The 22,782-nt window shown below is 37.7% G+C and carries 21 protein-coding genes; all 21 read left to right on the top strand.

The features are described from left to right. Positions 1-2: 2 nt before the first annotated feature. Positions 3-728 carry an elongation factor P 5-aminopentanone reductase gene (gene ymfI, locus ACEN4L_RS02090; RefSeq protein WP_407095691.1) on the top strand — a complete coding sequence of 242 codons (726 nt, stop codon included), beginning with the start codon at positions 3-5 and terminating at the stop codon, positions 726-728. Between the two features lie 157 nt (positions 729-885). Next, on the top strand, positions 886-1,785 hold the full coding sequence (locus ACEN4L_RS02095; RefSeq protein ID WP_407095692.1) for a helix-turn-helix domain-containing protein: 900 nt from the start codon (positions 886-888) through the stop codon (positions 1,783-1,785). An 80-nt stretch (positions 1,786-1,865) separates the two neighbouring features. Continuing rightward, positions 1,866-2,447 carry a CDP-diacylglycerol--glycerol-3-phosphate 3-phosphatidyltransferase gene (gene pgsA / locus ACEN4L_RS02100; RefSeq protein WP_407095693.1) on the top strand — a complete coding sequence of 194 codons (582 nt, stop codon included), beginning with the start codon at positions 1,866-1,868 and terminating at the stop codon, positions 2,445-2,447. A gap of 134 nt (positions 2,448-2,581) precedes the next feature. Continuing rightward, complete coding sequence (locus tag ACEN4L_RS02105; protein ID WP_407095694.1) at positions 2,582-3,847, top strand: competence/damage-inducible protein A; 1,266 nt, start codon at positions 2,582-2,584, stop codon at positions 3,845-3,847. A gap of 133 nt (positions 3,848-3,980) precedes the next feature. Continuing rightward, complete coding sequence (gene recA / locus ACEN4L_RS02110) at positions 3,981-5,036, top strand: recombinase RecA (protein WP_407095695.1); 1,056 nt, start codon at positions 3,981-3,983, stop codon at positions 5,034-5,036. A 323-nt stretch (positions 5,037-5,359) separates the two neighbouring features. Continuing rightward, the gene (gene rny, locus ACEN4L_RS02115) at positions 5,360-6,961 is read left to right on the top strand and encodes a ribonuclease Y (RefSeq protein ID WP_407095784.1); all 1,602 of its coding nucleotides are present in this window, start codon (positions 5,360-5,362) and stop codon (positions 6,959-6,961) included. A 286-nt stretch (positions 6,962-7,247) separates the two neighbouring features. Beyond that, complete coding sequence (locus ACEN4L_RS02120; protein ID WP_407095696.1) at positions 7,248-8,054, top strand: TIGR00282 family metallophosphoesterase; 807 nt, start codon at positions 7,248-7,250, stop codon at positions 8,052-8,054. 73 nt (positions 8,055-8,127) lie between these two features. Continuing rightward, positions 8,128-10,734 (top strand): DNA mismatch repair protein MutS, encoded by a 2,607-nt coding sequence (gene mutS, locus ACEN4L_RS02125; protein WP_407095697.1) that lies wholly within the window; start codon positions 8,128-8,130, stop codon positions 10,732-10,734. Between the two features lie 23 nt (positions 10,735-10,757). Next, entirely contained in the window at positions 10,758-12,758 is a 2,001-nt protein-coding gene (mutL, locus tag ACEN4L_RS02130) for a DNA mismatch repair endonuclease MutL (RefSeq protein ID WP_407095698.1), read from the top strand. Between the two features lie 28 nt (positions 12,759-12,786). Then, positions 12,787-13,203, top strand: a complete 417-nt coding sequence (locus tag ACEN4L_RS02135) for a hypothetical protein (protein ID WP_407095699.1) — start codon at positions 12,787-12,789, stop codon at positions 13,201-13,203. Positions 13,204-13,236: 33 nt separating this feature from the next. Then, positions 13,237-13,752 (top strand): DUF3592 domain-containing protein, encoded by a 516-nt coding sequence (locus tag ACEN4L_RS02140; RefSeq protein WP_407095700.1) that lies wholly within the window; start codon positions 13,237-13,239, stop codon positions 13,750-13,752. A 111-nt stretch (positions 13,753-13,863) separates the two neighbouring features. Continuing rightward, on the top strand, positions 13,864-14,301 hold the full coding sequence (msrB, locus tag ACEN4L_RS02145; protein WP_407095701.1) for a peptide-methionine (R)-S-oxide reductase MsrB: 438 nt from the start codon (positions 13,864-13,866) through the stop codon (positions 14,299-14,301). 291 nt (positions 14,302-14,592) lie between these two features. After that, positions 14,593-15,204, top strand: coding sequence for a Holliday junction branch migration protein RuvA (gene ruvA, locus ACEN4L_RS02150; protein ID WP_407095702.1), 612 nt, complete (start codon positions 14,593-14,595; stop codon positions 15,202-15,204). A 22-nt stretch (positions 15,205-15,226) separates the two neighbouring features. Then, on the top strand, positions 15,227-16,243 hold the full coding sequence (gene ruvB, locus ACEN4L_RS02155; RefSeq protein WP_407095703.1) for a Holliday junction branch migration DNA helicase RuvB: 1,017 nt from the start codon (positions 15,227-15,229) through the stop codon (positions 16,241-16,243). Between the two features lie 16 nt (positions 16,244-16,259). After that, entirely contained in the window at positions 16,260-17,291 is a 1,032-nt protein-coding gene (gene queA / locus ACEN4L_RS02160; protein WP_407095704.1) for a tRNA preQ1(34) S-adenosylmethionine ribosyltransferase-isomerase QueA, read from the top strand. Positions 17,292-17,800: 509 nt separating this feature from the next. Then, positions 17,801-18,406, top strand: coding sequence for a TetR/AcrR family transcriptional regulator (locus ACEN4L_RS02165; protein WP_407095705.1), 606 nt, complete (start codon positions 17,801-17,803; stop codon positions 18,404-18,406). 35 nt (positions 18,407-18,441) lie between these two features. Continuing rightward, on the top strand, positions 18,442-19,587 hold the full coding sequence (tgt, locus tag ACEN4L_RS02170; protein WP_407095706.1) for a tRNA guanosine(34) transglycosylase Tgt: 1,146 nt from the start codon (positions 18,442-18,444) through the stop codon (positions 19,585-19,587). 90 nt (positions 19,588-19,677) lie between these two features. Further along, a complete protein-coding gene (gene yajC / locus ACEN4L_RS02175; RefSeq protein WP_407095707.1) occupies positions 19,678-20,007 on the top strand; it encodes a preprotein translocase subunit YajC in 330 nt (109 codons plus the stop codon). Between the two features lie 188 nt (positions 20,008-20,195). Continuing rightward, the gene (locus ACEN4L_RS02180; protein ID WP_407095708.1) at positions 20,196-20,471 is read left to right on the top strand and encodes a post-transcriptional regulator; all 276 of its coding nucleotides are present in this window, start codon (positions 20,196-20,198) and stop codon (positions 20,469-20,471) included. Positions 20,472-20,692: 221 nt separating this feature from the next. Further along, positions 20,693-21,340, top strand: coding sequence for a metal-dependent transcriptional regulator (locus ACEN4L_RS02185; RefSeq protein ID WP_407095709.1), 648 nt, complete (start codon positions 20,693-20,695; stop codon positions 21,338-21,340). A gap of 94 nt (positions 21,341-21,434) precedes the next feature. Next, positions 21,435-22,562 carry a DNA polymerase IV gene (gene dinB / locus ACEN4L_RS02190; protein ID WP_407095710.1) on the top strand — a complete coding sequence of 376 codons (1,128 nt, stop codon included), beginning with the start codon at positions 21,435-21,437 and terminating at the stop codon, positions 22,560-22,562. Positions 22,563-22,782 lie beyond the last annotated feature (220 nt).

The following is a 22,782-nucleotide window of genomic DNA, read 5'->3' on the forward strand; positions in this document are numbered from 1 at the left end:
TCATGAAATTTGCGTTGATTATGGGAGCCAGCGGAGGAATCGGACAAGCGATTGCTTTTGAATTAGCTCAAGATAGTTGGTCTTTGTATTTGCATTACAACAACGGAAGAGACACTGTAGAACAACAGATAAAAGAATTGCAGGAACAATTTCCCAAACAGGACTTTTTTGCCTTGCAGATGGATATGAAAAGAGAAGAGTCAGTTTCGAAGTTCGTTGAAAACTTGTTTCAAGTAGATGCAGTTGTATTTGCCAGCGGTTTTACAGAATATCACTTATTGACAGAAGTAAGTGTAACAGAGATACACGATTTGTTAGCAGTTCATCTCACTACGCCGATTCAAATTATTCAGCTGCTTCAAACTAAACTAGCTAAATCTGAATTTGGACGTGTGGTGTTTATCAGTTCGGTCTATGGAGAGGCTGGCAGTGCAATGGAAGTGATGTACAGTACAGCTAAAGGAGCTCAATCGGCATTTGTCAAAGCTTACAGCAAAGAAGTGGCCAGTCTGGGAATCACAGTAAATGCCCTCGCGCCTGGTGCAATAGAGACAACTATGATCCAAGATTTTACGCCTGAAGAATTAGAGGCACTAAAAGAAGACATTCCTGTGGGAAGATTGGGGCATGTACAGGATGTTAGTTTTTGGGTAAAGCAATTAGTAGATAAAAGAAGTGAGTATTTAACTGGCCAAACGATTACGGTAAGCGGCGGCTGGTTAAGATAAAAAAGGATGTTTTTTTAAAAGCAGATTCAAGAATTGTTAAGGAATTTCTTAAAAAACAGCAAAAAAGATGTTTCTCATTATAGGGGTATGTTATACTCTTAGATGAATGAGATTTATATGCTCACTAATTTCATAGAATAGGAAGGTGAGAAGCTCTGTGGCAGAAGTAGGAGAAAAATTACAAGAAGCCCGAAAAGCTAAGGGATATACTTTAGACGATTTACAACAAATTACGAAAATTCAAAAACGCTATTTGATTGCCATTGAAGAAGGCAACTACAATGTGATGCCAGGTAAGTTTTATGCACGAGCGTTTATTAAACAATATGCCGACACAGTAGGTTTAAACGGAGATCAATTACTAGAAGAATACGATGATACCGTTCCACATACACATGATGAAGAATTCGTTGAAAAAGTATCTTCCAGTCAAACGAGATCAGGGAATAAGAAACAAGATTCTTTTCTGGAAAAAGTTCAAGACCATTTGCCAACGATTTTAATCGTATTGTTGGTGATTGCAATCGTTGTGGCTATTTATGTAGCCGTAACTAATTCAGCAAGCAATAACTCGGAAAATATGATATCGGTAGATTCCTCGACTGTCGTCTCAAGCGAAAATGAAAGTTCAGCTCAAGAAGAGGAAGAATCTTCTGCAGAAGAAAGTTCTCAAAGCGAATCAGAAGAATCTGAATCTGCGCCAATTGTAGAATTGGTCTCTTCTACTGGCTCATCTTCTGTGTATTCTATTTCAAGTCCTGAAGAAACCAACACAGTTACTTTAGCTGCAGAAGGCGGTGATACTTGGGTAAGTGTTGCGGCTGATGGATCAATGGTAGAACAAGGATTGGTCAGTGATGGAGATACGTTGGATGCTGAAGTTCCAGCAGGGACACAATCTGTGGTGATGATCATTGGCAGTGCTCCAAATACGACTATTCAATTGAATGGACAAGCGATTGAATATGCACCAGAAGCTTCTGAAAATGTACGCCAAGAAATTGAACTTCAATTTGAAACGAATGCTTCAGGATCTGACACAGAATCTGAAGAGTAAGCACACAAAATTAAACCAACAGTAAGAAGTCCTGTGGTATTGTGCCACAGGCTTTCTTGCTTTTTGAAGGAGGATTTGCAGTGAATTTACCGAATAAATTAACTGTCGTCAGAATCATTTTAATTCCCGTTTTTATGCTCATCATTCTTGCGCCATTGAATTGGGGAGAAATCAGTGTTCTAGGATCTACAATTGAAGTGACTCAAATTGTAGGAACGCTTGTCTTTATTGTCGCTAGTTTTACGGATTGGCTAGATGGACATATAGCACGCAAAAGAAATTTGATTACGAACTTTGGGAAATTTGCTGATCCTTTAGCGGATAAATTACTTGTTGCTACAGCGATGATTATTTTAGTAGGACAAGATCTTGCACCTGCTTGGGTAGTTGCGATTATTATTATGCGAGAATTAGCGGTAACAGGGCTTCGTTTACTATTGGTTGAACAAGGCGGAACAGTTTTAGCAGCTGCTTGGCCTGGAAAAATCAAGACCAATACTCAAATGTTTGCTATCATATTCTTGCTGTTAAATGATTTTCCATTTGGGTTGTTGCCTTTTTCTATTGGGGAAGTCATGTTGTACATTTGTCTGTTCTTTACGATTTATTCAGGAGCAGATTACTTTATCAAAAACAGTCAAATTTTTAAAGGTTCCATGTAATCCATTCATTATAAAGTGGCTATACCAAAAAGATTCTTTTGGTATAGCCACTTTATGTTTGTTAAGAGATAAACTGTGCTAAAATTAAAAAAGAAGATGCTTCATTGTGTATAGTATAGAAAGGGGATAAATAAATGAACGCTGAAATTATTGCAGTAGGAACGGAACTTTTATTAGGGCAGATCGTGAATAGTAATGCCAGTTATTTATCCAGCGAATTAGCAGCACTGGGAATTGATGTATTTCATCATACTGTTGTAGGAGATAATGAACAACGTTTAAAGGAAGCTGTTGAAATAGCTGAACAAAGAGCAGATTTAATTGTCTTTTCTGGAGGCTTGGGGCCTACTAAAGACGACATAACAAAACAGGTCTTAGCGGATCATTTGGGGCTGTCTTTAAGAGTAGATGAAAAAACGGATCAACAAATCACTAATTATTTTAACGAAATGAAGCGAGAAATGGCGACAAATAATCAGCGGCAAGCGCTAGTCATTGAAGGAGCTGTTGTTTTAAACAATCAGTCGGGTTTAGCAGCAGGGATGTATTTAGAGCACGAAAATAGAAAATACATTCTCTTGCCGGGCCCCCCAAATGAGTTAAAACCTATGTTTAGAGACGAAATTGTTCCCATTTTATCGGTACGCGCAGAGGATACTGAAATCTTAGTCTCTCGAGTCTTGCGTCTATTTGGTATTGGAGAATCACAATTAGCAGATACTTTAGCAGACATTATAGACAATCAAACGAATCCTACGATTGCTACTTATGCTGGAGAGAATGAAGTATCTATTCGTATAACGGCTAAAGAAAAAACGGCTGAAAAATGCAATCAACTGCTGGATGTACTAGAAAACCAAGTGCGAAATCTTGTAGAGGATTATATTTATGGTATAGGAAGCGATACTTCTTTAGCTCAAGTAGTAAGGGATTTATTAGTGGATAAAGATTATCGTATTACTGCAGCAGAAAGTTTAACGGGCGGGTTGTTCCAAAGTACACTGGTCAATATTCCTGGGTTAAGCTTAAACTTCATTGGAGGATTAGTCTCTTACAGTGAAGGAGTAAAAGAAAATGTACTAGGAGTAGCCAAAGAAACGATCGATCATTATGGTGTTGTGAGTTTTGAGTGCGCAACAGAGATGGCGGACAGAATAAAAGAAATGTTTGACGCAGATATCGGAATATCTTTTACAGGATATGCTGGTCCAAAAGAAATCGATGGAGAAAAGGCAGGTAGTGTTTGGATCGGGTTAGCTGTATCCGAAAAAGAAACTACGGCTTATCATTACCATTTTGTCAAAGATCGTAATAACAACCGACAACGTACAGTACTCACTGGATTAGATATCGTTCGCCGTTTATTGTTGGATTTACCGTCAAAAAAAGTTAATAATTAACCGAATGTTTGTTCGCTTTTTTCTTGCTTTTTAGTTTCCAAACAGTTATGATTAACAATGTATCAAGGAAAGATTGCAGGATAAATTAAAGTTAAACTAAACAATAGATAAATGAATTCAGGGAGGATACAACATGTCAGAAGATCGTAAAAAAGCGTTAGAAGCGGCATTGAAAAAAATTGAAAAGAACTATGGAAAAGGTTCAGTAATGAAAATGGGAGATAAAGTAGATACAAAAATTTCTACTGTTTCTTCTGGTTCATTGACTTTAGACGTAGCTCTTGGTGTAGGCGGATACCCAAGAGGGAGAATCATTGAAGTCTACGGTCCAGAAAGTTCTGGGAAAACGACTGTTGCGTTGCATGCTGTTGCCCAAGCACAAAAAGCCGGTGGAACGGCAGCCTTTATTGATGCAGAAAACGCGTTAGATCCACAATATGCCGCTGCCCTTGGAGTAGATATTGATGAATTATTGCTGTCCCAACCGGACACTGGGGAACAAGGATTAGAAATCGCAGATGCATTGGTTTCCAGTGGAGCTGTAGATATCGTTATTGTGGACTCTGTAGCGGCTTTGGTACCAAGAGCAGAAATCGAAGGCGAAATGGGAGACTCTCACATGGGACTACAAGCTCGATTGATGTCTCAAGCCTTACGTAAATTGTCCGGATCGATCAATAAAACAAAAACAACCGTGATCTTTATTAATCAAATTCGTGAAAAAATTGGAATTATGTTTGGGAACCCTGAAACAACACCAGGTGGAAGAGCTTTGAAATTCTACAGCACTATTCGTTTAGATGTCAGAAGAGCTGAACAAATCAAACAAGGACAAGAAATATTAGGAAATCGTACTCGCATTAAAGTTGTAAAAAACAAAGTTGCACCTCCATTTAAAATCGCTGAAGTTGATATTATGTATGGAAAAGGTATTTCTCAAGTTGGCGAACTGGTGGATTTAGGTGCAGAAAAAGAAATCATCAATAAAGCTGGAGCTTGGTATTCATACGGTGATGAAAGAATCGGACAAGGACGAGAAAATGCAAAACAATTCTTCTTAGATAATCCAGAGTTAAGAGAAGAAGTAGAGCAAAAAGTGCGTGCAGCTTATGGGTTTGGCGAATTTGTCCCACCAGTTGAAAAAGAAGAAAACGACACAAATGAAGAAATCGAATTATTAGAAGATTAATTTATTTGAATTTTTATACAAATAAATGCTCATAAAAGTCCATTGGGATAGTGTAATACTATTCCATTGGACTTTTTGCATAAAATGAAAACAAGCGGTATAAAAGTTGTTTCGTCTTAGGATTGGAAATAAAAGATAAAATCTTTTAAACGAATGAATAAAAATAGAATAATATAAGTAATTCTTGTATAAGAATTACTGTTTGAATCTTTATTTAAGTTGACATGTCAACTTGCTACAATTAAAATTAAGTTATCTATTAAAAGATAGTTTAAATAGATATAAGTTTTGGCAAAAAATAGGGATTTGCCAATTAAATGAAAATGTTAAAAGACAAATTAAATAATAGATACGGAGGTGTTAATTTGGACTTACTAGATATTGCCTTCGCTATCGTTACTTTAGTTGTCGGTCTGTTTGTTGGGTACATCATCCGCAAAACAACTTATGAAAAAGATTTGGATGATGCTAGAAACACTGCAACTGGAATTTTGGAGAATGCAAACAAAGAAGCAGAAACCATGAAAAAAGAAGCGTTGTTAGAAGCGAAGGATGAAAGCCACAGATATAGAACTGAAATTGAAGTTGAGCTGAAAGAAAGAAGAGCAGAAGTCTCTAGACAAGAAAATCGATTAGTTCAACGAGAAGATAAACTCGATCGTAAAAGTAACGGGTTAGAGAAACGCGAACACGATATTGAAGCGAATGAGGAACGATTAAGTTCGAGACAACAACAAATTAACGATTTAGAGCAAAAGGCCAAAGATTTAATTGTTGAGCAGCAAGAAACGTTAGAACAAGTTGCAGCTCTCTCAAGAGATGATGCAAGAGCAATCATTATGAATGAAACAAAAGAAGAATTGGCGAATGAAACAGCTGTTATGATCAAGCAATCTGAAGATGAAGCTAAAAAAGAGGCAGATCGTAGAGCGAAAAACTTAATTGCTTCAGCTATTCAAAGAAGTGCTGCTGATCAAGTGTCTGAAACGACTGTTTCAGTGGTCACATTGCCAAATGATGACATGAAAGGCCGCATTATCGGGAGAGAAGGCCGTAATATCCGTACGATTGAGTCCTTGACGGGTATGGACCTTATTATTGATGACACTCCTAATGCAGTTGTTCTTAGCGGATTTGATCCGATTAGAAGAGAAATCGCTAAAATGACGTTAGAAAAACTAATTCAAGATGGCAGAATTCACCCAGCTCGTATTGAAGAAATGGTTGAAAAGTCTCGTAAAGAGATGGATGAACGCATTCGTGAAATTGGGGAAAAAGCTACATTTGATATCGGTATTCATTCATTACATCCAGATTTGATCAAAATTATCGGACGTTTACAATTCAGAACCAGCTACGGTCAAAACGTGTTGAATCATTCGTTAGAAGTTGCTAAATTAGCAGGTGTAATGGCTGCCGAATTAGGTGAAGATGTTACATTAGCTAAACGCGCGGGATTACTTCATGATATAGGTAAAGCATTGGACCATGAAGTAGAAGGTTCTCACGTAGAAATCGGTGCTGAAATAGCCCGCAAATACAAAGAAAATGATACTGTAATCAATGCCATCGCCTCTCACCATGGAGATATAGAAGCAACGTCTGTTATTTCTGTCTTAGTAGCTGCTGCAGATGCCCTATCTGCTGCTAGACCGGGTGCAAGAAGCGAATCGCTTGAAAACTACATTCATAGACTTGAAAAATTGGAATCTATTGCGAAAAACTTTGATGGTGTGGAACAAAGCTATGCGATCCAAGCGGGTCGTGAAATCAGAATTATGGTTAAACCGGATAAAATTGATGATTTAACGGCTATTGCTTTAGCAAGAGATGTTCGTAAGCAAATCGAAGAAGAATTAGATTATCCAGGTCATATTAAAATTACGGTTATCCGTGAGACAAGAGCTATTGAATACGCGAAATAAAAGATGAATGCTCAAATAAAGAAGCGCCGGCCTAAAAACCGGCGCTTCTTTATTTGGTTCTACATCATTTGACGTTGGTAAGAGAAAAAAATTTAATTCTAAACCTTTAAAAATTTCTTTATCAACGCTAGAAGATGAAGCTCCCTTTATTTTTGGCATGCTTAAAAGAATCGTTATGGGATAACCTTTCTTTTCAAGCAGATTCTTGTTAAAATTAGGGAGATATAGCGAACGTTAACAGTCTATTTTTTTGCTATGCGTGACACTTTAGAGAAGAGGATTTTGAATGAGATTAATTTTTGTAGGAGATGTTGTAGGATCATTAGGAAGAGATATGGTTCATGACTATTTGCCGAAAATAAAAAAAAGCTATAAACCACAAGTCACTATTTTGAATGGTGAAAATGCAGCTGCAGGCCGTGGAATCACGGAAAAAATTTACAAAGGTTTTTTACAAGATGGCGTGGATGTAGTCACTATGGGGAATCATACATGGGACAATCGTGATATTTTTGAATTTATTCACGATGCTAAAAAAATGATTCGACCAGCTAACTTTCCAGAAGGGACGACACCGGGTACGGGAATGACATTTGTTAAAGTAAACAGTCATGAGTTGGCTGTGATCAACTTGCATGGAAGAACGTTTATGAGTGATGTCGATGACCCTTTCAAAAAGGCCGATGAACTGATCAAACAAGCACAAGAACGCACCAATAAAATCTTTGTCGATTTTCATGCGGAAACGACTAGTGAGAAGCAAGCTATGGGTTGGTACTTGGATGGACGAGTTTCAGCTGTTGTGGGAACACACACCCATGTACAAACGAATGATGCTCGTATCCTGCCGGAAGGAACCGCTTATCTGACCGATACAGGAATGACTGGACCATACGATGCTGTATTGGGGATGAAAACGGAACAGGTTCTTCGCCGCTTTACAACACAACTGCCCACAAGATTTGAAGTGCCTAATGAAGGACGGCAAATCCTATCTGCTTGCTACATTGAAATAGATGATGTGACAGGAAAAGCCAAAAAAATCGAACCGATCATGATCAATGAAGATCGTCCTTTTGGATTAGACCGCTAAACATAAATGAAAAATAGGCTTCTTTGCCTAATGGAAAAGAATTAAAATGTAGATAGAATAGGGGAATGATTAAATGCCTCAAAAAACTAAACACACCCCAATGATGGAACAATATTTAGCAATGAAAGCGCAGTATCCAGATGCGTTTCTTTTTTATCGCTTAGGTGATTTTTATGAGATGTTCAATGAAGATGCAATCAAAGCTTCTCAGTTATTGGAAGTAACGCTGACAAGTCGAAATAAAAATGCCGATGATCCTATACCTATGTGTGGAGTTCCCTATCATGCAGCTCAGGGCTATATCGATACTTTGATCGCAAAAGGATACAAAGTTGCTATATGTGAGCAAATGGAAGATCCTAAACAAGCTAAAGGGATGGTCAAGCGTGATGTTGTACAAGTGATCACTCCTGGAACAGCAATGGACCTAAAAAGCCAAGACGGTAAAAGCAACAACTATCTGACTGCTCTACACATAGACGATAATCGTCGCTTTAATTTGGCGTATGTAGATTTAAGCACGGGGGAGCTGAAGGTCACTCAAGTAGACACCAAAGAAGAAGTAGTGAGTGAGTTGATCAGTCTGAAAACGAAAGAAACGGTTTTCGTTGAAGGGCAGTCGATCGAGGTCCAAACAGAGCTGAATACAAAATTAGGGATATTGATTTCCACTCAAAAATGGAGTGAGAAAGAATTTTTATTCGCTGATTTAATGAAGAATGTGGAGTCAGCATCGAAACAAATGGTCTTAAAACTATTGTTGACGTATTTAGGAGAAACGCAAAAAAGAAGTTTAGATCACCTGCAAGTTGCTGAGGAATACGTTCCGGCCCATTTTTTGAAAATGGACCATTATTCAAAACAAAACTTAGAATTAACGACTTCCATTCGTGAAGGACAGAAAAAAGGAACTTTATTGTGGTTGTTGGATGAAACAAAAACCGCTATGGGGGGCAGACTGTTGAAACAATGGATCAATCGGCCGTTGGTCCATAAAGGGAAGATCGAAGCGAGACAAAATATAGTGGAAAATTTATTGAACCACTTTTTTGAACGCAGTGATTTAAATGAAGTGTTGACAAAAGTCTACGACTTGGAACGCCTTGCAGGCAGAATTGCATTTGGAAATGTGAATGGTCGCGATTTGATTCAATTAAAAACGTCGTTAAATCAGATTCCCTTGATCATTGGTCTAATTGAAAGCATGAATCAACAAGAAGAATGGACTCAATTGTTGAACCAATTGGATCCAGTTTCAGAAGTCGTAGAGTTGATAGAGCGCGCGATTCATGATGATCCGCCAATTGCGATTAAAGACGGCGGCGTCATTAAAGACGGTTTCAATGATAAGTTGGATGAATACCGTGACGCAATGAGAAATGGGAAACAGTGGATCGCTAGTATGGAAGCTGAAGAAAGACAGCAAACGGGAATTAAAAACTTGAAGATCGGCTACAACAAAGTATTCGGGTACTATATTGAAGTAACCAGATCTAATCTGGCGAACTTGCCTGAGGGAAGATATGAACGGAAGCAAACTCTTGCTAATGCAGAACGTTTTATTACACCTGAACTAAAAGAAAAAGAATCGATTATTTTAGAGGCAGAAGAAAAATCTACTGCACTAGAATATGAATTGTTCACAGAAGTTAGAGAAGCAGTAAAAGACTCTATTGAACGTTTACAAAATTTGGCTAAAACAGTAGCTACCATTGATGGGCTGCAAAGTTTTGCAGTTGTGAGTGAGAAATACCATTATGTACGACCAGTCATGAGTCAAGGCAGCCAAGAAATCCATTTAGCTGAAGGCAGACATCCGGTAGTGGAAAAAGTATTAGGGCAACAAACCTATGTTCCAAATGATGTTGAGATGGATAAAGATACAGAAGTTATGTTGATCACTGGTCCGAACATGTCAGGGAAAAGTACCTACATGCGTCAATTGGCGTTAACGGTCATTATGGCTCAAATCGGCTGCTTTGTGCCAGCGGATCAAGCTAAGCTGCCGATATTTGATAAGATATTTACGCGTATCGGTGCCGCAGACGATTTAATTTCTGGTCAAAGTACATTTATGGTAGAAATGATGGAAGCCAATCAAGCATTAACGTATGCTACCGAAAATAGTCTGATTTTATTTGACGAAATCGGACGGGGAACAGCTACTTATGATGGAATGGCCTTGGCAGAAGCGATTATTGAATACATTCATGAGAATGTTCGTGCTAAGACGTTATTTTCTACTCATTACCATGAGCTAACAGCTTTAGAAAACGAACTGCCTCGTTTGAAAAATAGTCACGTTGGAGCCGTTGAGGAAGAGGGAGAATTGGTTTTCTTGCATAAAATGCTCCCAGGGCCATCAGACAAAAGTTATGGGATCCAAGTAGCCAAGCTTGCTGGATTACCTCACGAATTACTGAAAAAGGCTTCCAAGATATTGATTAAATTAGAGCAGCAAAAACCTATCGTCCAGGAAGTTGTTGAGGTTGAAGACAAAGTAGAAGAAGAAAAATTCCTTGCATCAGAATCTTCAGAAGAACAATTGTCTCTGTTTAGTTTCGAAGATCCAGCAGAAAAAGAGGTGATTCAGGCATTGAAAAAACTGAACTTGCTCACACTTACTCCTTTAGAGGCGATAAATGAATTAAATGAGTTGCAGCAACGATTACAAGACTAGGAAATGTGAAGGAGATGGTATGAGTGGCTAAAATTGAAGAACTTTCAGAAATGCTCGCCAACCAGATTGCTGCTGGTGAAGTGATCGAGCGCCCTGCATCTGTTGTCAAAGAATTAGTAGAAAATGCCATCGATGCGCATAGTACTCAGATCGATATTCGAATCGAAGAAGCAGGTTTGAGAAAAATCGAAGTGATCGATAATGGAGATGGAATCCCTGCTTCGGAAGTTGAAAAAGCCTTTAAGCGCCATGCTACTAGTAAAATTCATTCTCGAGATGATTTATTTCGGATACGTACTTTGGGCTTTAGAGGAGAAGCTTTACCTAGTATTGCTTCAGTCTCCGAAGTCACATTAGAAACCTCAACGGGTGGTGAAAAAGGTACTTATATGTATTTAAAAGGCGGGAAAGTACTTGAAGAGCGCTCTAGTGATGCACGCAAAGGATCAAAAATAACCGTTGAAAATCTTTTTTTCAATACGCCAGCACGTTTAAAATACGTTAAGACGTTGCAAACGGAATTGGCGAATATTGGAGACATTCTTAACCGCTTAGCTATGAGTCACCCAAACATTGCGTTTCGTCTAGTACATGACGGGAATCAAATGTTGCGGACAGTTGGGAATGGAGATTTGAGACAAACTCTTGCGGGGATATACGGCGTGCAGACAGCTAAAAAAATGCGTTCAATCGAAAATGAGAACTTAGATTTTAAGATAAGCGGGTATGTTTCTTTGCCAGAAGTCACAAGAGCTAGTCGGAATTATTTGTCGATTATTATCAATGGGCGTTACATCAAGAACTATTTGTTGAATAAAGCGATCGTCCAAGGATATGGTTCAAAATTGATGGTGGGCCGTTTTCCGATTGCGGCGATTGAAATCGAGATGGATCCCTTATTGGTAGATGTGAATGTACACCCGACAAAACAAGAGGTCCGCATCAGCAATGAAAAAGAATTGATGGAGCTGCTGGCAGAAGCCATTCGGGAAGCCCTCAGCAAAGAACAGCTTATTCCAGATGCTTTAGAGAATTTAGGATTCAAAAATAAAGTTAAAAGAACCATGGATAAGCCGGAACAAATTCAAATGGAATTCAATGAAGATGAACCTGATCAAACAATGCATAAAGAGAATTGGCAAGTTTCTCCAGATATTTCTACTAAAGGGAACACAGAATTTTCTTCCCCTGTTAAGGCTGAATCTATTTACGCTGATAAGGAAAGTGCGCGATCTGAAACAAATGAAGATCCATTTTACCTTAATGAACAGGAAAACGAGAAGGAATCTGCTGATGAAGTAAAAGGTTCTCAAATGGAAGAAAAAGTGTCTTTTAGTGAATCCTTAGATACGCTAAGCGATTTAGCTGAGCTGCACCAAGGATCGCATGTAAAGGCAGCCGAAAAAATGATGGCAGAAGAAGTGGAAAACAAACAACTTCCTAGGTTAGAATACATTGGCCAAATGCATGGGACATATTTATTTGCTCAAAATGAAAAAGGGCTGTATATTCTGGATCAGCATGCTGCACAAGAACGGATTAAATATGAATATTTCCGCAAGAAAATCGGAGAGGTCAGTTCTGATTTGCAAGAATTGCTGGTGCCGATCATGCTGGATTATCCCAATAGCGATGCGATAAAGATACAAGAGAGCAAAGAGTCATTAGAAGAAGTTGGCATATATCTTGAGCCATTTGGCCAAAACAGTTTCTTGTTGCGCAGACATCCAGTATGGTTTACACCTGGTGAAGAAGAAAAAATAGTGCGAGAAATGATCGATCTTCTCCTAGAACATGGGTCAATTTCTGTAGCCAAATTTAGAGAAGCAACAGCTATCATGATGAGCTGTAAACAATCGATTAAAGCGAACCATTATTTGAATGCCCATGAAGCAAGAAATTTATTAGCCGATTTAGCAAAAACAGAAAATCCTTATAATTGTCCGCATGGAAGACCTGTGATCATTCATTTTGGCAATAAGGACATGGAAAAAATGTTTAAACGGATTCAAGACCCTCATTAAATAAGGGGGTAGAGGAGATAGATAAGTTATGGCTAAATTTATATACACATTAAAAATAAAAGTCAGTCGTTTTATGCAAGATCGGTATGGAGTAGATGAATATTCAAAATTTTTAATCGTAACTAGTTTGATTTTTATCTTACTAGCCAATGTGACTAATCTATCCTTCTTTTCTATTTTAGGATTGGGATTCATTGTGTACTCTTATGTAAGGATATTGTCAAAAAATACTTCCAAACGCTGGCAAGAAAATAAGAACTACTTAACTATAAAACGGACGGTCAACAAACAATTCCAGTTGTTCAAAAATCGTTGGAGTCAGAGAAAACACTATCGCTTTTACAATTGTCCTTCCTGCAAACAAAAAATACGTGTTCCAAAAGGAAAGAACAAGATCCGTATTACTTGTCCCAATTGTAAAACACAATTCGTCAAAAAAACCTAAACAAGTAAAGCACTATTTTATGGGAGAGATTAAATGGAACTAAATGGAGCTGCTTTGATGCTGACCTTATTCTGTGGTTTAGCAATTATTCTTATCGTAATTGGTGTCTTGATCAAAATCAGTACCACCAAAAAATTAGATCGTTGCACAACGAAAACGATTGGTGAAGTGACGGGTTTCAATTCAAGAGGAAATGGAGTTTGGCTGCCTGTCGTTCAATATGAAGTAAATGGGAAGAACTACAAAGGAAAGCTGATTTACCGTGCAGTTTTTCAGAAAAAAAGCCTAGCCTATAAAGATGCAGAAGTGACGAGTGGTAAATTTGATCAATCGCTGCATATCAAACGGAACAGCGCTTTTTCTACGAATCCTATGCAAGAATTATTTCCTATTGGATCCTCACTAGATGTTTATTACAACAAAGAAAAACCGAAAGAAAACTTTGTACAGAGACGACCGAAAAGTCTCATATCTGCCATTTTTATTGGGTTAGGGATAGGCTACATTATTTTAGGAATCATATTGTTTATGATATTTGGAAATCCGTAAGGGCCTGAATCATCAAACTAATTCAGTCAATTGAAATCCAAACGGAAATGCGGTAGACTATTAGTAAGCAATCGAACAAACTTAAAGTGAAATAAGGATGGAGTGAAAAGTATGGCAAAATATTCAAAAGAAGAATTGAAACAACGATTAACTCCGGAACAATTTGAAGTCACCCAAAACGAAGGAACTGAGCGTCCTTTTACAGGAGAATACGATGATTTTTATGAAGAAGGTATCTATGTCGATATCGTTAGTGGAGAACCGCTATTTTCATCAAATGATAAATACGATGCGGGTTGCGGTTGGCCTTCATTTACTAAACCAATCGAAAGCAAAGAAGTCATCGAAAATATGGACACTCGATATGGGATGAGAAGAATTGAAGTACGCAGTAAAGAAGCTGATTCTCACCTAGGACATGTTTTTCCAGATGGACCGATGGAAGCTGGCGGTTTACGCTATTGCGTCAATTCAGCTGCCTTACGTTTTGTGCCAGTTGGAAAATTAGATGAAGAAGGTTATTCAGAATACCATAAGCTGTTCGCCTAAGCAAAACGGTCATTAAAGAGAAAGCTGTCTCATAGCGAGGCAGCTTTTTCTTTGGTTTTTTGGTTCTACAACATTTGACGTTGGTGAGTAGAAAATACACTTCTTTTTTATTCTAAATCTATTAGAAACTCAGTTCTCGAATGTTCATTACCAACGTTAGAAGATGAAGAGCCTTTTTTTCTACGAGAGCTAAACGACTTTTTACGCTCTCTGGTTCTTTGTAGGGTTGTGTGATAAAATGGAGGGAACAAGTGTGCTGTTTGCATGAAAAAGGAATAGGGGAATTGTGTGATGTATGAGTACATAAAAGGTACGTTGACTTATGTGAGTCCTGCCTATGTAGTGGTGGAAAATCAAGGAATCGGTTATCAGATCTATGCAGCGAATCCGTATCGATTTTCTACTCAGATGAACGAAGAAGTAACGGTTTATCTTCACCAAGCTGTTAGGGAAGATGATATAACATTGTATGGATTCAAGAATTTAAATGAAAAAAAATTGTATTTGAAATTATTGAATGTTTCAGGGATCGGTCCAAAAAGTGGCTTAGCTATTTTAGCAAACGAAGACCACGCTGGATTGATTCATGCGATAGAAAACAATGATGCCAATTATTTAACGAATTTCCCAGGAGTCGGTAAGAAAACTGCCTCGCAAATCGTATTAGATTTAAAAGGCAAATTAGGCGATCTGGATATCGAATGGGCTGACATACAAGGAACTGCTTTATCTCTGGGAGAAGAGAACGAAAATGTTCATATACAAGAAGCACTTGAAGCTTTGAAAGTTTTGGGTTATTCTGCTCGAGAAGTGAAAAAAGTTGCTGGCGAATTAGAAAAAATAGAACGAGATTCGACAGACGCATACTTACGAGAAGGATTAAAATTATTGATGAAAAAATAAGTCGGAAAAGAGGTGAGTGCATATGGCTTATGATGAGCGTATTATTTCTGGAGATGTTGAGGGTGATCAAGAAGAAATAGTGGAGAAATCTTTGCGTCCTCAATACTTAAGTCAATATATTGGGCAAAACAAAGTGAAAAAAGAACTATCCATTTATATTGAAGCAGCAAAACTAAGACAAGAAGCATTAGACCACGTACTGTTGTATGGACCGCCTGGACTTGGGAAGACAACTATGGCAATGGTTATTGCGAATGAATTAGGTGTTAACGTTCGTACAACTAGTGGACCAGCCATTGAAAAATCAGGTGATTTAGTAGCGTTATTAAACGATTTAGAAGCGGGAGATGTATTATTCATTGATGAAATACACCGCTTGCCAAAAATAGTAGAAGAAGTCCTATATTCAGCTATGGAAGACTACTTCATTGATATTATTGTTGGTGAAGGACCAAACGCACACCCTGTACATTTCCCGTTGCCTCCATTTACCTTAGTAGGAGCAACGACGCGTGCTGGACAACTTTCAGCCCCGTTACGAGACCGTTTTGGTATTGTATCGCATATGGAATATTACACAGTGGAAGACTTAACTGATATTGTCTTGCGTTCGGCAGATATTTTTCAAACCAGTATTGTTCAAAGCGGAGCGATAGAAATCGCCAGACGTTCAAGAGGAACACCTCGTGTAGCCAATCGATTGCTGAAACGGGTACGGGATTACGCTCAAGTAGAGTCTGACGGAGTAGTTACGGAAAGTACAGCAAATTCTGCTTTAAGAATGCTGCAAGTTGACGACAAAGGATTAGATACTGTTGACCAGAAGCTGCTGAGAATAATGATTGAAAGCTATAATGGAGGGCCAGTTGGTTTATCAACCATTGCTGCAAATATCAGTGAAGAAATCGAGACCATTGAAGATATGGTAGAGCCGTTCTTATTGCAAAACAGCTTGATTCAACGGACTCCGCGCGGTAGAATAGTTACTGCTTTAGGATATGAACATTTAGGCTATCCTATGCCCAGTATAGATAAATAGATTAGGAGAAATGGCAATGTTGACAACAGAAGATTTTGATTTTGAACTACCTGAAGAACTGATCGCACAAACTCCATTGGCTGATCGTTCGAGCTCAAAATTGTTAGTGCTAAATAAAGAGACAGGAGAAGTGAAAGACACTCATTTCACTTCTATTTTAGACGAGTTAAATCCAGGAGATGCGTTGGTTATGAACGATACTCGCGTATTACCAGCTCGTTTGTATGGAGTTAAACCAGAAACTGGGGGTCACGTTGAAGTATTGTTATTGAAAAATAACGAAGGTGATAACTGGGAAACGCTAATTAAACCAGCTAAAAGAGCTAAAACGGGCACAATGATCCAATTTGGAGACGGACGTCTAAAAGCGGTGGTCAAAGAAGAGTTGGAACATGGTGGTCGAATCGTTGAATTTACTTATGATGGTATTTTTCTAGAAGTGTTGGAATCATTAGGAGAAATGCCTCTGCCTCCATATATCAAAGAAAAATTAGAAGACAAAGAACGTTACCAAACAGTATATGCGAAAGAAAATGGTTCGGCTGCAGCACCAACAGCGGGCTTGCATTTCACACCAGAACTCTTAGAGCAAATTAAAGAAAAGGGTGTAGAATTAGTCTTCTTGACACTGCATGTTGGGCTGGGAACATTTAGACCAGTAAGTGTGGACAACATCGAAGAACACAAAATGCATTCTGAATTTTACAATTTCACTCAAGAAGCTGCAGACCAATTAAATCAAGTGCGTGAGAATGGCGGGAAAATTGTGGCCGTTGGAACAACTTCTATTCGTACCTTGGAGACTATTGGAACGAAATTTGATGGTGAACTAAGAGCCGACAGTGGCTGGACGGATATCTTTATTGCTCCAGGATATACATTTAAAATAGTTGAAGCTTTCTCAACAAATTTTCATTTACCAAAATCAACCCTAGTGATGTTGGTAAGTGCATTTGCTGGGAGAGAGAATGTATTAGCTGCCTATGAGCATGCGGTACAAGAAAAATACCGTTTTTTCAGTTTTGGAGATGCGATGTTCGTTAAATAAAGATACAAAAATAGAAGTTGGCTATGAAACGCCAACTTCTATTGGTTTGCAGAGGAATTAGGAAGATAGGTTAATTTGAATTGAGTTTTAAAAATCTTGGTTAAACTTTGATTCGGTTTATCTAAAAGATTTTTGGTTCATAAATTTTTCGTTGTTAAGTTGTTGCATACGTTTCGTGATTCTGTATTTCTTAACTAAGCTTGAAAGATCGATCTGTAGTACGGTAAATCTTAAAGCATTGTTCAAAAAGAATGTTCCAAAAGCTGTTAATTTAAACATAGAAACCTATCTTCCATGTTGCATTCCTCTTCCCACTTATAGAATAGCACAATTAGGAAGCGGTTACTAATTTAATGCTCGTATTTATTAACTTTTTTTGACAAAAATTAAAGTGAATAAGAAATGAAAAACAGAAATGTGCTTTAGTTAAAAAACAAAGTATGATAGTATATACCATTGGGTCAGCAATTTAGTGATGATAAAGCTGATTAGATTTGGAGGCTCATTAATTGAAAGACTTACATCCCTTGGATATCAAGCAATTAACAAAAACTCAACAAAAAATTGTTGACGCTGCGTTAGATTTGATATCACATATCGGTTATAAAAGTACCACAACAAAAAAAATCGCAGATCAAGCTGGAGTTAATGAAACAACGATTTTTAAAAATTTCAAGACAAAGCAAATATTGATTGATACTGCATATAAACAACACACTACTCAAATTACAGATGAAGTAGATGAGTTTTTTAGTCATCAATTTGAGAATACGGAAGACTTAATGCGAAAAGCTGGTCGCTTTATTGCTGAAATGTACCATCGTCACCGTACAATTGTTATTGGAACGGTTAAAGAAGTAGGCAATGAAAATATGAAGTCTATTTCAAATTATAAGGAAGATTACGTCAACAATTCTTTGTGTGAAAAATTAAAATCTTTTTCAATGGAACATAGAATCAGCGAACAAGAATATGAAACGATTGTGTACATTTTCAGTGGAGCTATTTTGAGCTGGCTGATTGATAATGTACGTAGAGAATACATGGAAGACACAGAAGAGAGTAGAGTTGACTTGGAAGATATTATCGAAATGATGGTAAAAATGCTTAAATAGTCGACAGGATATAATGAGAAAGTAGGAACTGTAAAATGTCAGAACCAGCAATTAAATACCGTTTAATCAAAACAGATAAACGTACTGGAGCACGTTTGGGAGAAATCATTACTCCTCATGGAACGTTTCCAACACCCATGTTTATGCCTGTGGGGACATTAGCCACGGTAAAAAGTATAGCTCCAGAAGAACTGGATGAGATGGGTGCATCCATTATACTTAGCAATACGTATCATTTATGGCTGCGTCCGGGAGAAGACATTGTCGAAGAAGCGGGCGGCCTACACAAGTTTATGAATTGGGACAAAGGAATTCTAACGGATTCTGGCGGCTTCCAAGTCTTTTCTTTAGCGGACATGCGGAGAATTGAAGAAGAAGGTGTTCATTTTAGAAATCATTTAAATGGTTCAAAAATGTTCTTGTCTCCCGAAAAAGCCATCAATATCCAAAATAAACTCGGACCAGATATTATGATGAGTTTTGATGAATGTCCACCATTTGATGAAAGCTACGATTACGTTAAGAAGTCTGTAGAACGTACATCGAGATGGGCAGAACGAGGCTTAAAGGCTCATGCTAATCCGGATAGACAGGGTTTGTTCGGAATTATCCAAGGAGCCGGTTTCAAAGAATTGAGAGAACAAAGTGCGCGCGATTTAGTTTCAATGGACTTTCCAGGATACTCAATTGGAGGATTGTCTGTTGGAGAACCTAAATCAGAAATGAATCGTGTGTTAGAGTTTACGACACCATTGATTCCAGAAAATAAACCACGCTATTTAATGGGAGTGGGTACTCCTGACTCTTTCTTCGATGGCGTTATTCGTGGAGTAGACATGTTTGATTGTGTATTGCCGACTCGAATTGCTCGTAACGGAACGTGTATGACCCACAAAGGCCGTGTAGTGATAAAAAATGCGAAGTATGAACGAGATTTTGGGCCTTTGGATGATCAATGCAATTGCTATACTTGCCGCAATTATTCACGAGCTTATATTCGTCATTTATTTAAATCTGACGAAACATTTGGTTTGCGTCTGACAAGCTACCATAACTTATATTTCTTATTAGAAGTGATGCGAAATATTCGCCAAGCTATTCTTGATGACAACCTTTTAGAATATCGCGAAGCGTTTATGGAAGAGTATGGATACAACAAACCCAATGCAAAAAACTTTTAAAAATGTGTAGTATTGAACTCTTATTTTTGGTACAGTTATGAGTGAGAAATAAATTAAAATCTATTTTATCAATTTTTAGGAGTGAAACAAATGGAATTTATTTTTAGTTTGCTTCCTTTTGCGTTAATCATGGTATTGATGTATTTTATGATGATTCGCCCACAAAAAAAAGCACAACAACAGACAAAAAGTATGTTGGATTCTTTGAAAAAAGGAGACACAGTTGTCACTATCGGCGGTTTGCATGGAATGATCGATGAAGTTAGAGAAGCGGATAAGACAGTCGTTATCGATTGTGAAGGTATTTTCTTAACTTTTGAAAGACGTGCTATCGCACGCGTAGTCACATCTGCACCTGCTGATGCAGTTGATATGTTGGGAGATAACACTCCTACAAATACAGATTCAAACGACATGTAAGAAAATAGTTTCAGAGAAACAGCTGAAACAGTATTGTTGGGGAAAGGTATAGTGCCTTTCCTTTTCTTGTCTTACTAACTCTATTTTGTTTGCTATAATAGATTGATTTTAAACCAAAAAAAAGTAAAATAAAGGTAAGTATAGAGATAAGAACCGAATCGTGCTTAGAAAAGAGGTGTAGAATTCTAATGGTCGCTCTCGAATTAAGTTTTTCTCAATATGAGCCGTGGATCAACCTAAAAGCAAAAGAGTTCAATCGTTTAGGTTATTCAGAAATCAATGCAGAGGATATCTGGAATTATTTGGTGAAATTTTGCTGGAAAAGAAAGCAACCCGTACATTACTATGCACGTGTGAAACAAATAATGTCCATTGAGCCCAATCATTACTTAGATTTTGCATCTCTGGAAGCACAAGTAAAAGTTTCTTCTTTGGATGAAATGGATTTAAATGCATTTTTCTAGATCAAAAGCGCTTAGAAAATGGATAAGACATCCTGGATTTTTATGGGTTGTTTAAGAAGAGTGTGAGTTGCTGTAGGCAAGTCATACGTAATGATAAAGGTCGGATCACTCAGGATCGGACCTTTTATCGTACTCGAAAATAAAATCTCTTTAGGTTCGCAACGGATCTTTATCAAACAAAGAAGCAACAGCAGACTTTATAAGGTTAAAGGTGATAAATGATGACTCCCAATAAAGAAGACTATTTGAAAATTATTTTCGAACTAGGCGGGACCGAACATAAAGTAACAAACAAACAAATTATGAACAGTCTTCAAGTTTCCGCACCCAGTGTGAGTGAAATGATGACAAAACTATTAAAAGAAGACTACATTGTTCATATTCCTTATAAAGGGGTGCAATTAACCGAAAAAGGCGAGCGAAAAGCCAGTGTTTTGGTACGTAAACATCGCTTATGGGAAGTCTTTTTAGTGGAAAAGTTAGCATTTCCTTGGAATGAAGTGCATGAAGAAGCAGAAGTGTTGGAACATGTAACCTCTAGAGAATTGGCCGATAAATTAGAAAAATTTCTAGACTATCCTAAAACGTGTCCTCATGGTGGAGTAATCCCATCAAATAGTGGACAATTCTCTGAAAAAAATAATTTGAGTTTGGTTCATTTTGGAAAATTAACAGATATTCGGATCAAGCGAGTGTTGGATGACAAAGAATTATTGGATTACCTTTCTTCTTTAGATATTAAAGTAGGACAAATCTATACTGTAAAAGAATACGGTATTTATGAAGGACCTATTATTCTAGGATACAACAATGAGGAAAAACAAATCAGTTACAAAGCAGCTTCGAATATTTATATTGAAGAAATTTAAGATTGGATCCACACACTCTTTTCTTTGAGAAAGAGTGTTTTTTGCCAGTCTTGTGAAGAATCCGGTATACTAAAAAGAGGAGGAGTTGAGAAGGTTGGACATAGGTATTCTGCATTTTGACGAACCAAAAAGAGATACTTCTAGAAAAATCATTCATGTAGACATGGACGCCTTCTATGCTTCGGTAGAGATGCGTGAAAATCCAAGTCTAAAAGGCAAGCCCGTTATTATAGCTCGGCATCCGAAAGAAACAGGAGGAAAAGGCGTTGTCGCAACGGCTAATTATGAAGCTCGTAAGTATGGGGTTCATTCTGCGATGAGTTCACAAAAAGCTTATGAGCTTTGTCCAGAAGGGGTTTTTATTCCGGGTAATTTTGAGTTGTACCGGGAAGTATCTGCACAAGTACGAGAGATTTTTAAGCGTTACACAGACCTGATCGAACCTCTTTCATTAGATGAGGCCTACTTAGACGTGACTAAAAATAAAATAGATATGAAAAGTGCTACGATTATTGCCAAACGAATACAGCGTGAAGTATGGGATGAAGTTCAATTAACTTGCTCCGCTGGAGTTTCGTACAATAAATTTATTGCAAAACTCGCTTCAGATTACCAAAAGCCTTCTGGAATAACCGTTATTCCTCCTGATGATGCTTTAGTATTTCTGCGTGACTTACCGATTGAAAAATTTTATGGAGTCGGCAAAAAAACAGTGGAACGAATGCATGAATTAGAGGTTTACACAGGTGAAGATCTCTATCAAATGGATCAAATGACTTTGATCCATCATTTTGGCAGAATGGGATTTTCGCTCTATCGAAAAGTACGCGGAATTGATGATGGTCCAGTACGAGTGAGTCGTGAGCGTAAATCAATCGGCAAAGAAAACACCTATAATCAAGTGCTGCAGACAGATAACGAAGTCATAGCCGAGCTGAGGCATTTGTCTAATAGAGTCTATCAGACCCTTGTTAAACATCAAAGGCATGGCAAGACAGTTGTACTTAAAATTCGATATGCGGATTTTGAGACCATTACAAAAAGAATGACATTACCAGATTATTTAACCAACGAAAGCGATATTTTCTTTTACGCCCAAAATATGTGGTATGAAATTGGTCAGATCGAGAAAGAAGTTCGTTTATTAGGAGTTACTGTTACAAATCTGGATCCGATCTCTTTTGAAAATATCATCCTCCCATTATGGGAACAAAATGATTGAGCCAGATTGACTCACTTGTTTAAATAGGTTAGAAAAAAGAACTGCTTTTTTGAAGCGGGTCTTTTTTTGTTGAGCAGCTTCCTAAGTATTCCCTTTTTATACAAGAGAATCTTGACCCATGTCATACGCATGAAAAATTTAAATAAAAAATAAGATTCTGAATCCTATCGGCTCTGGTATGCTAAAAGAAAAATGCAGAGGCGGGCGACATGAACGAGAT

It is taken from the genome of Desemzia sp. FAM 23988 (assembly GCF_045528365.1).
GTDB lineage: Bacteria > Bacillota > Bacilli > Lactobacillales > Carnobacteriaceae > Desemzia.

What these genes read in the sequence shown, in the direction of transcription:
- queA (WP_407095704.1), top strand. Translation starts at nt 16,260, where the DNA reads ATGTTGACAACAGAAGATTTTGATTTTGAACTACCTGAAGAACTGATC.
- msrB (WP_407095701.1), top strand. Translation starts at nt 13,864, where the DNA reads ATGGCAAAATATTCAAAAGAAGAATTGAAACAACGATTAACTCCGGAA.
- yajC (WP_407095707.1), top strand. Translation starts at nt 19,678, where the DNA reads ATGGAATTTATTTTTAGTTTGCTTCCTTTTGCGTTAATCATGGTATTG.
- ACEN4L_RS02120 (WP_407095696.1), top strand. Translation starts at nt 7,248, where the DNA reads ATGAGATTAATTTTTGTAGGAGATGTTGTAGGATCATTAGGAAGAGAT.
- ruvB (WP_407095703.1), top strand. Translation starts at nt 15,227, where the DNA reads ATGGCTTATGATGAGCGTATTATTTCTGGAGATGTTGAGGGTGATCAA.
- ymfI (WP_407095691.1), top strand. Translation starts at nt 3, where the DNA reads ATGAAATTTGCGTTGATTATGGGAGCCAGCGGAGGAATCGGACAAGCG.
- rny (WP_407095784.1), top strand. Translation starts at nt 5,360, where the DNA reads ATGTTAAAAGACAAATTAAATAATAGATACGGAGGTGTTAATTTGGAC.
- mutS (WP_407095697.1), top strand. Translation starts at nt 8,128, where the DNA reads ATGCCTCAAAAAACTAAACACACCCCAATGATGGAACAATATTTAGCA.
- recA (WP_407095695.1), top strand. Translation starts at nt 3,981, where the DNA reads ATGTCAGAAGATCGTAAAAAAGCGTTAGAAGCGGCATTGAAAAAAATT.
- ACEN4L_RS02105 (WP_407095694.1), top strand. Translation starts at nt 2,582, where the DNA reads ATGAACGCTGAAATTATTGCAGTAGGAACGGAACTTTTATTAGGGCAG.
- tgt (WP_407095706.1), top strand. Translation starts at nt 18,442, where the DNA reads ATGTCAGAACCAGCAATTAAATACCGTTTAATCAAAACAGATAAACGT.
- ACEN4L_RS02185 (WP_407095709.1), top strand. Translation starts at nt 20,693, where the DNA reads ATGACTCCCAATAAAGAAGACTATTTGAAAATTATTTTCGAACTAGGC.
- ruvA (WP_407095702.1), top strand. Translation starts at nt 14,593, where the DNA reads ATGTATGAGTACATAAAAGGTACGTTGACTTATGTGAGTCCTGCCTAT.
- ACEN4L_RS02140 (WP_407095700.1), top strand. Translation starts at nt 13,237, where the DNA reads ATGGAACTAAATGGAGCTGCTTTGATGCTGACCTTATTCTGTGGTTTA.
- ACEN4L_RS02180 (WP_407095708.1), top strand. Translation starts at nt 20,196, where the DNA reads ATGGTCGCTCTCGAATTAAGTTTTTCTCAATATGAGCCGTGGATCAAC.
- ACEN4L_RS02135 (WP_407095699.1), top strand. Translation starts at nt 12,787, where the DNA reads ATGGCTAAATTTATATACACATTAAAAATAAAAGTCAGTCGTTTTATG.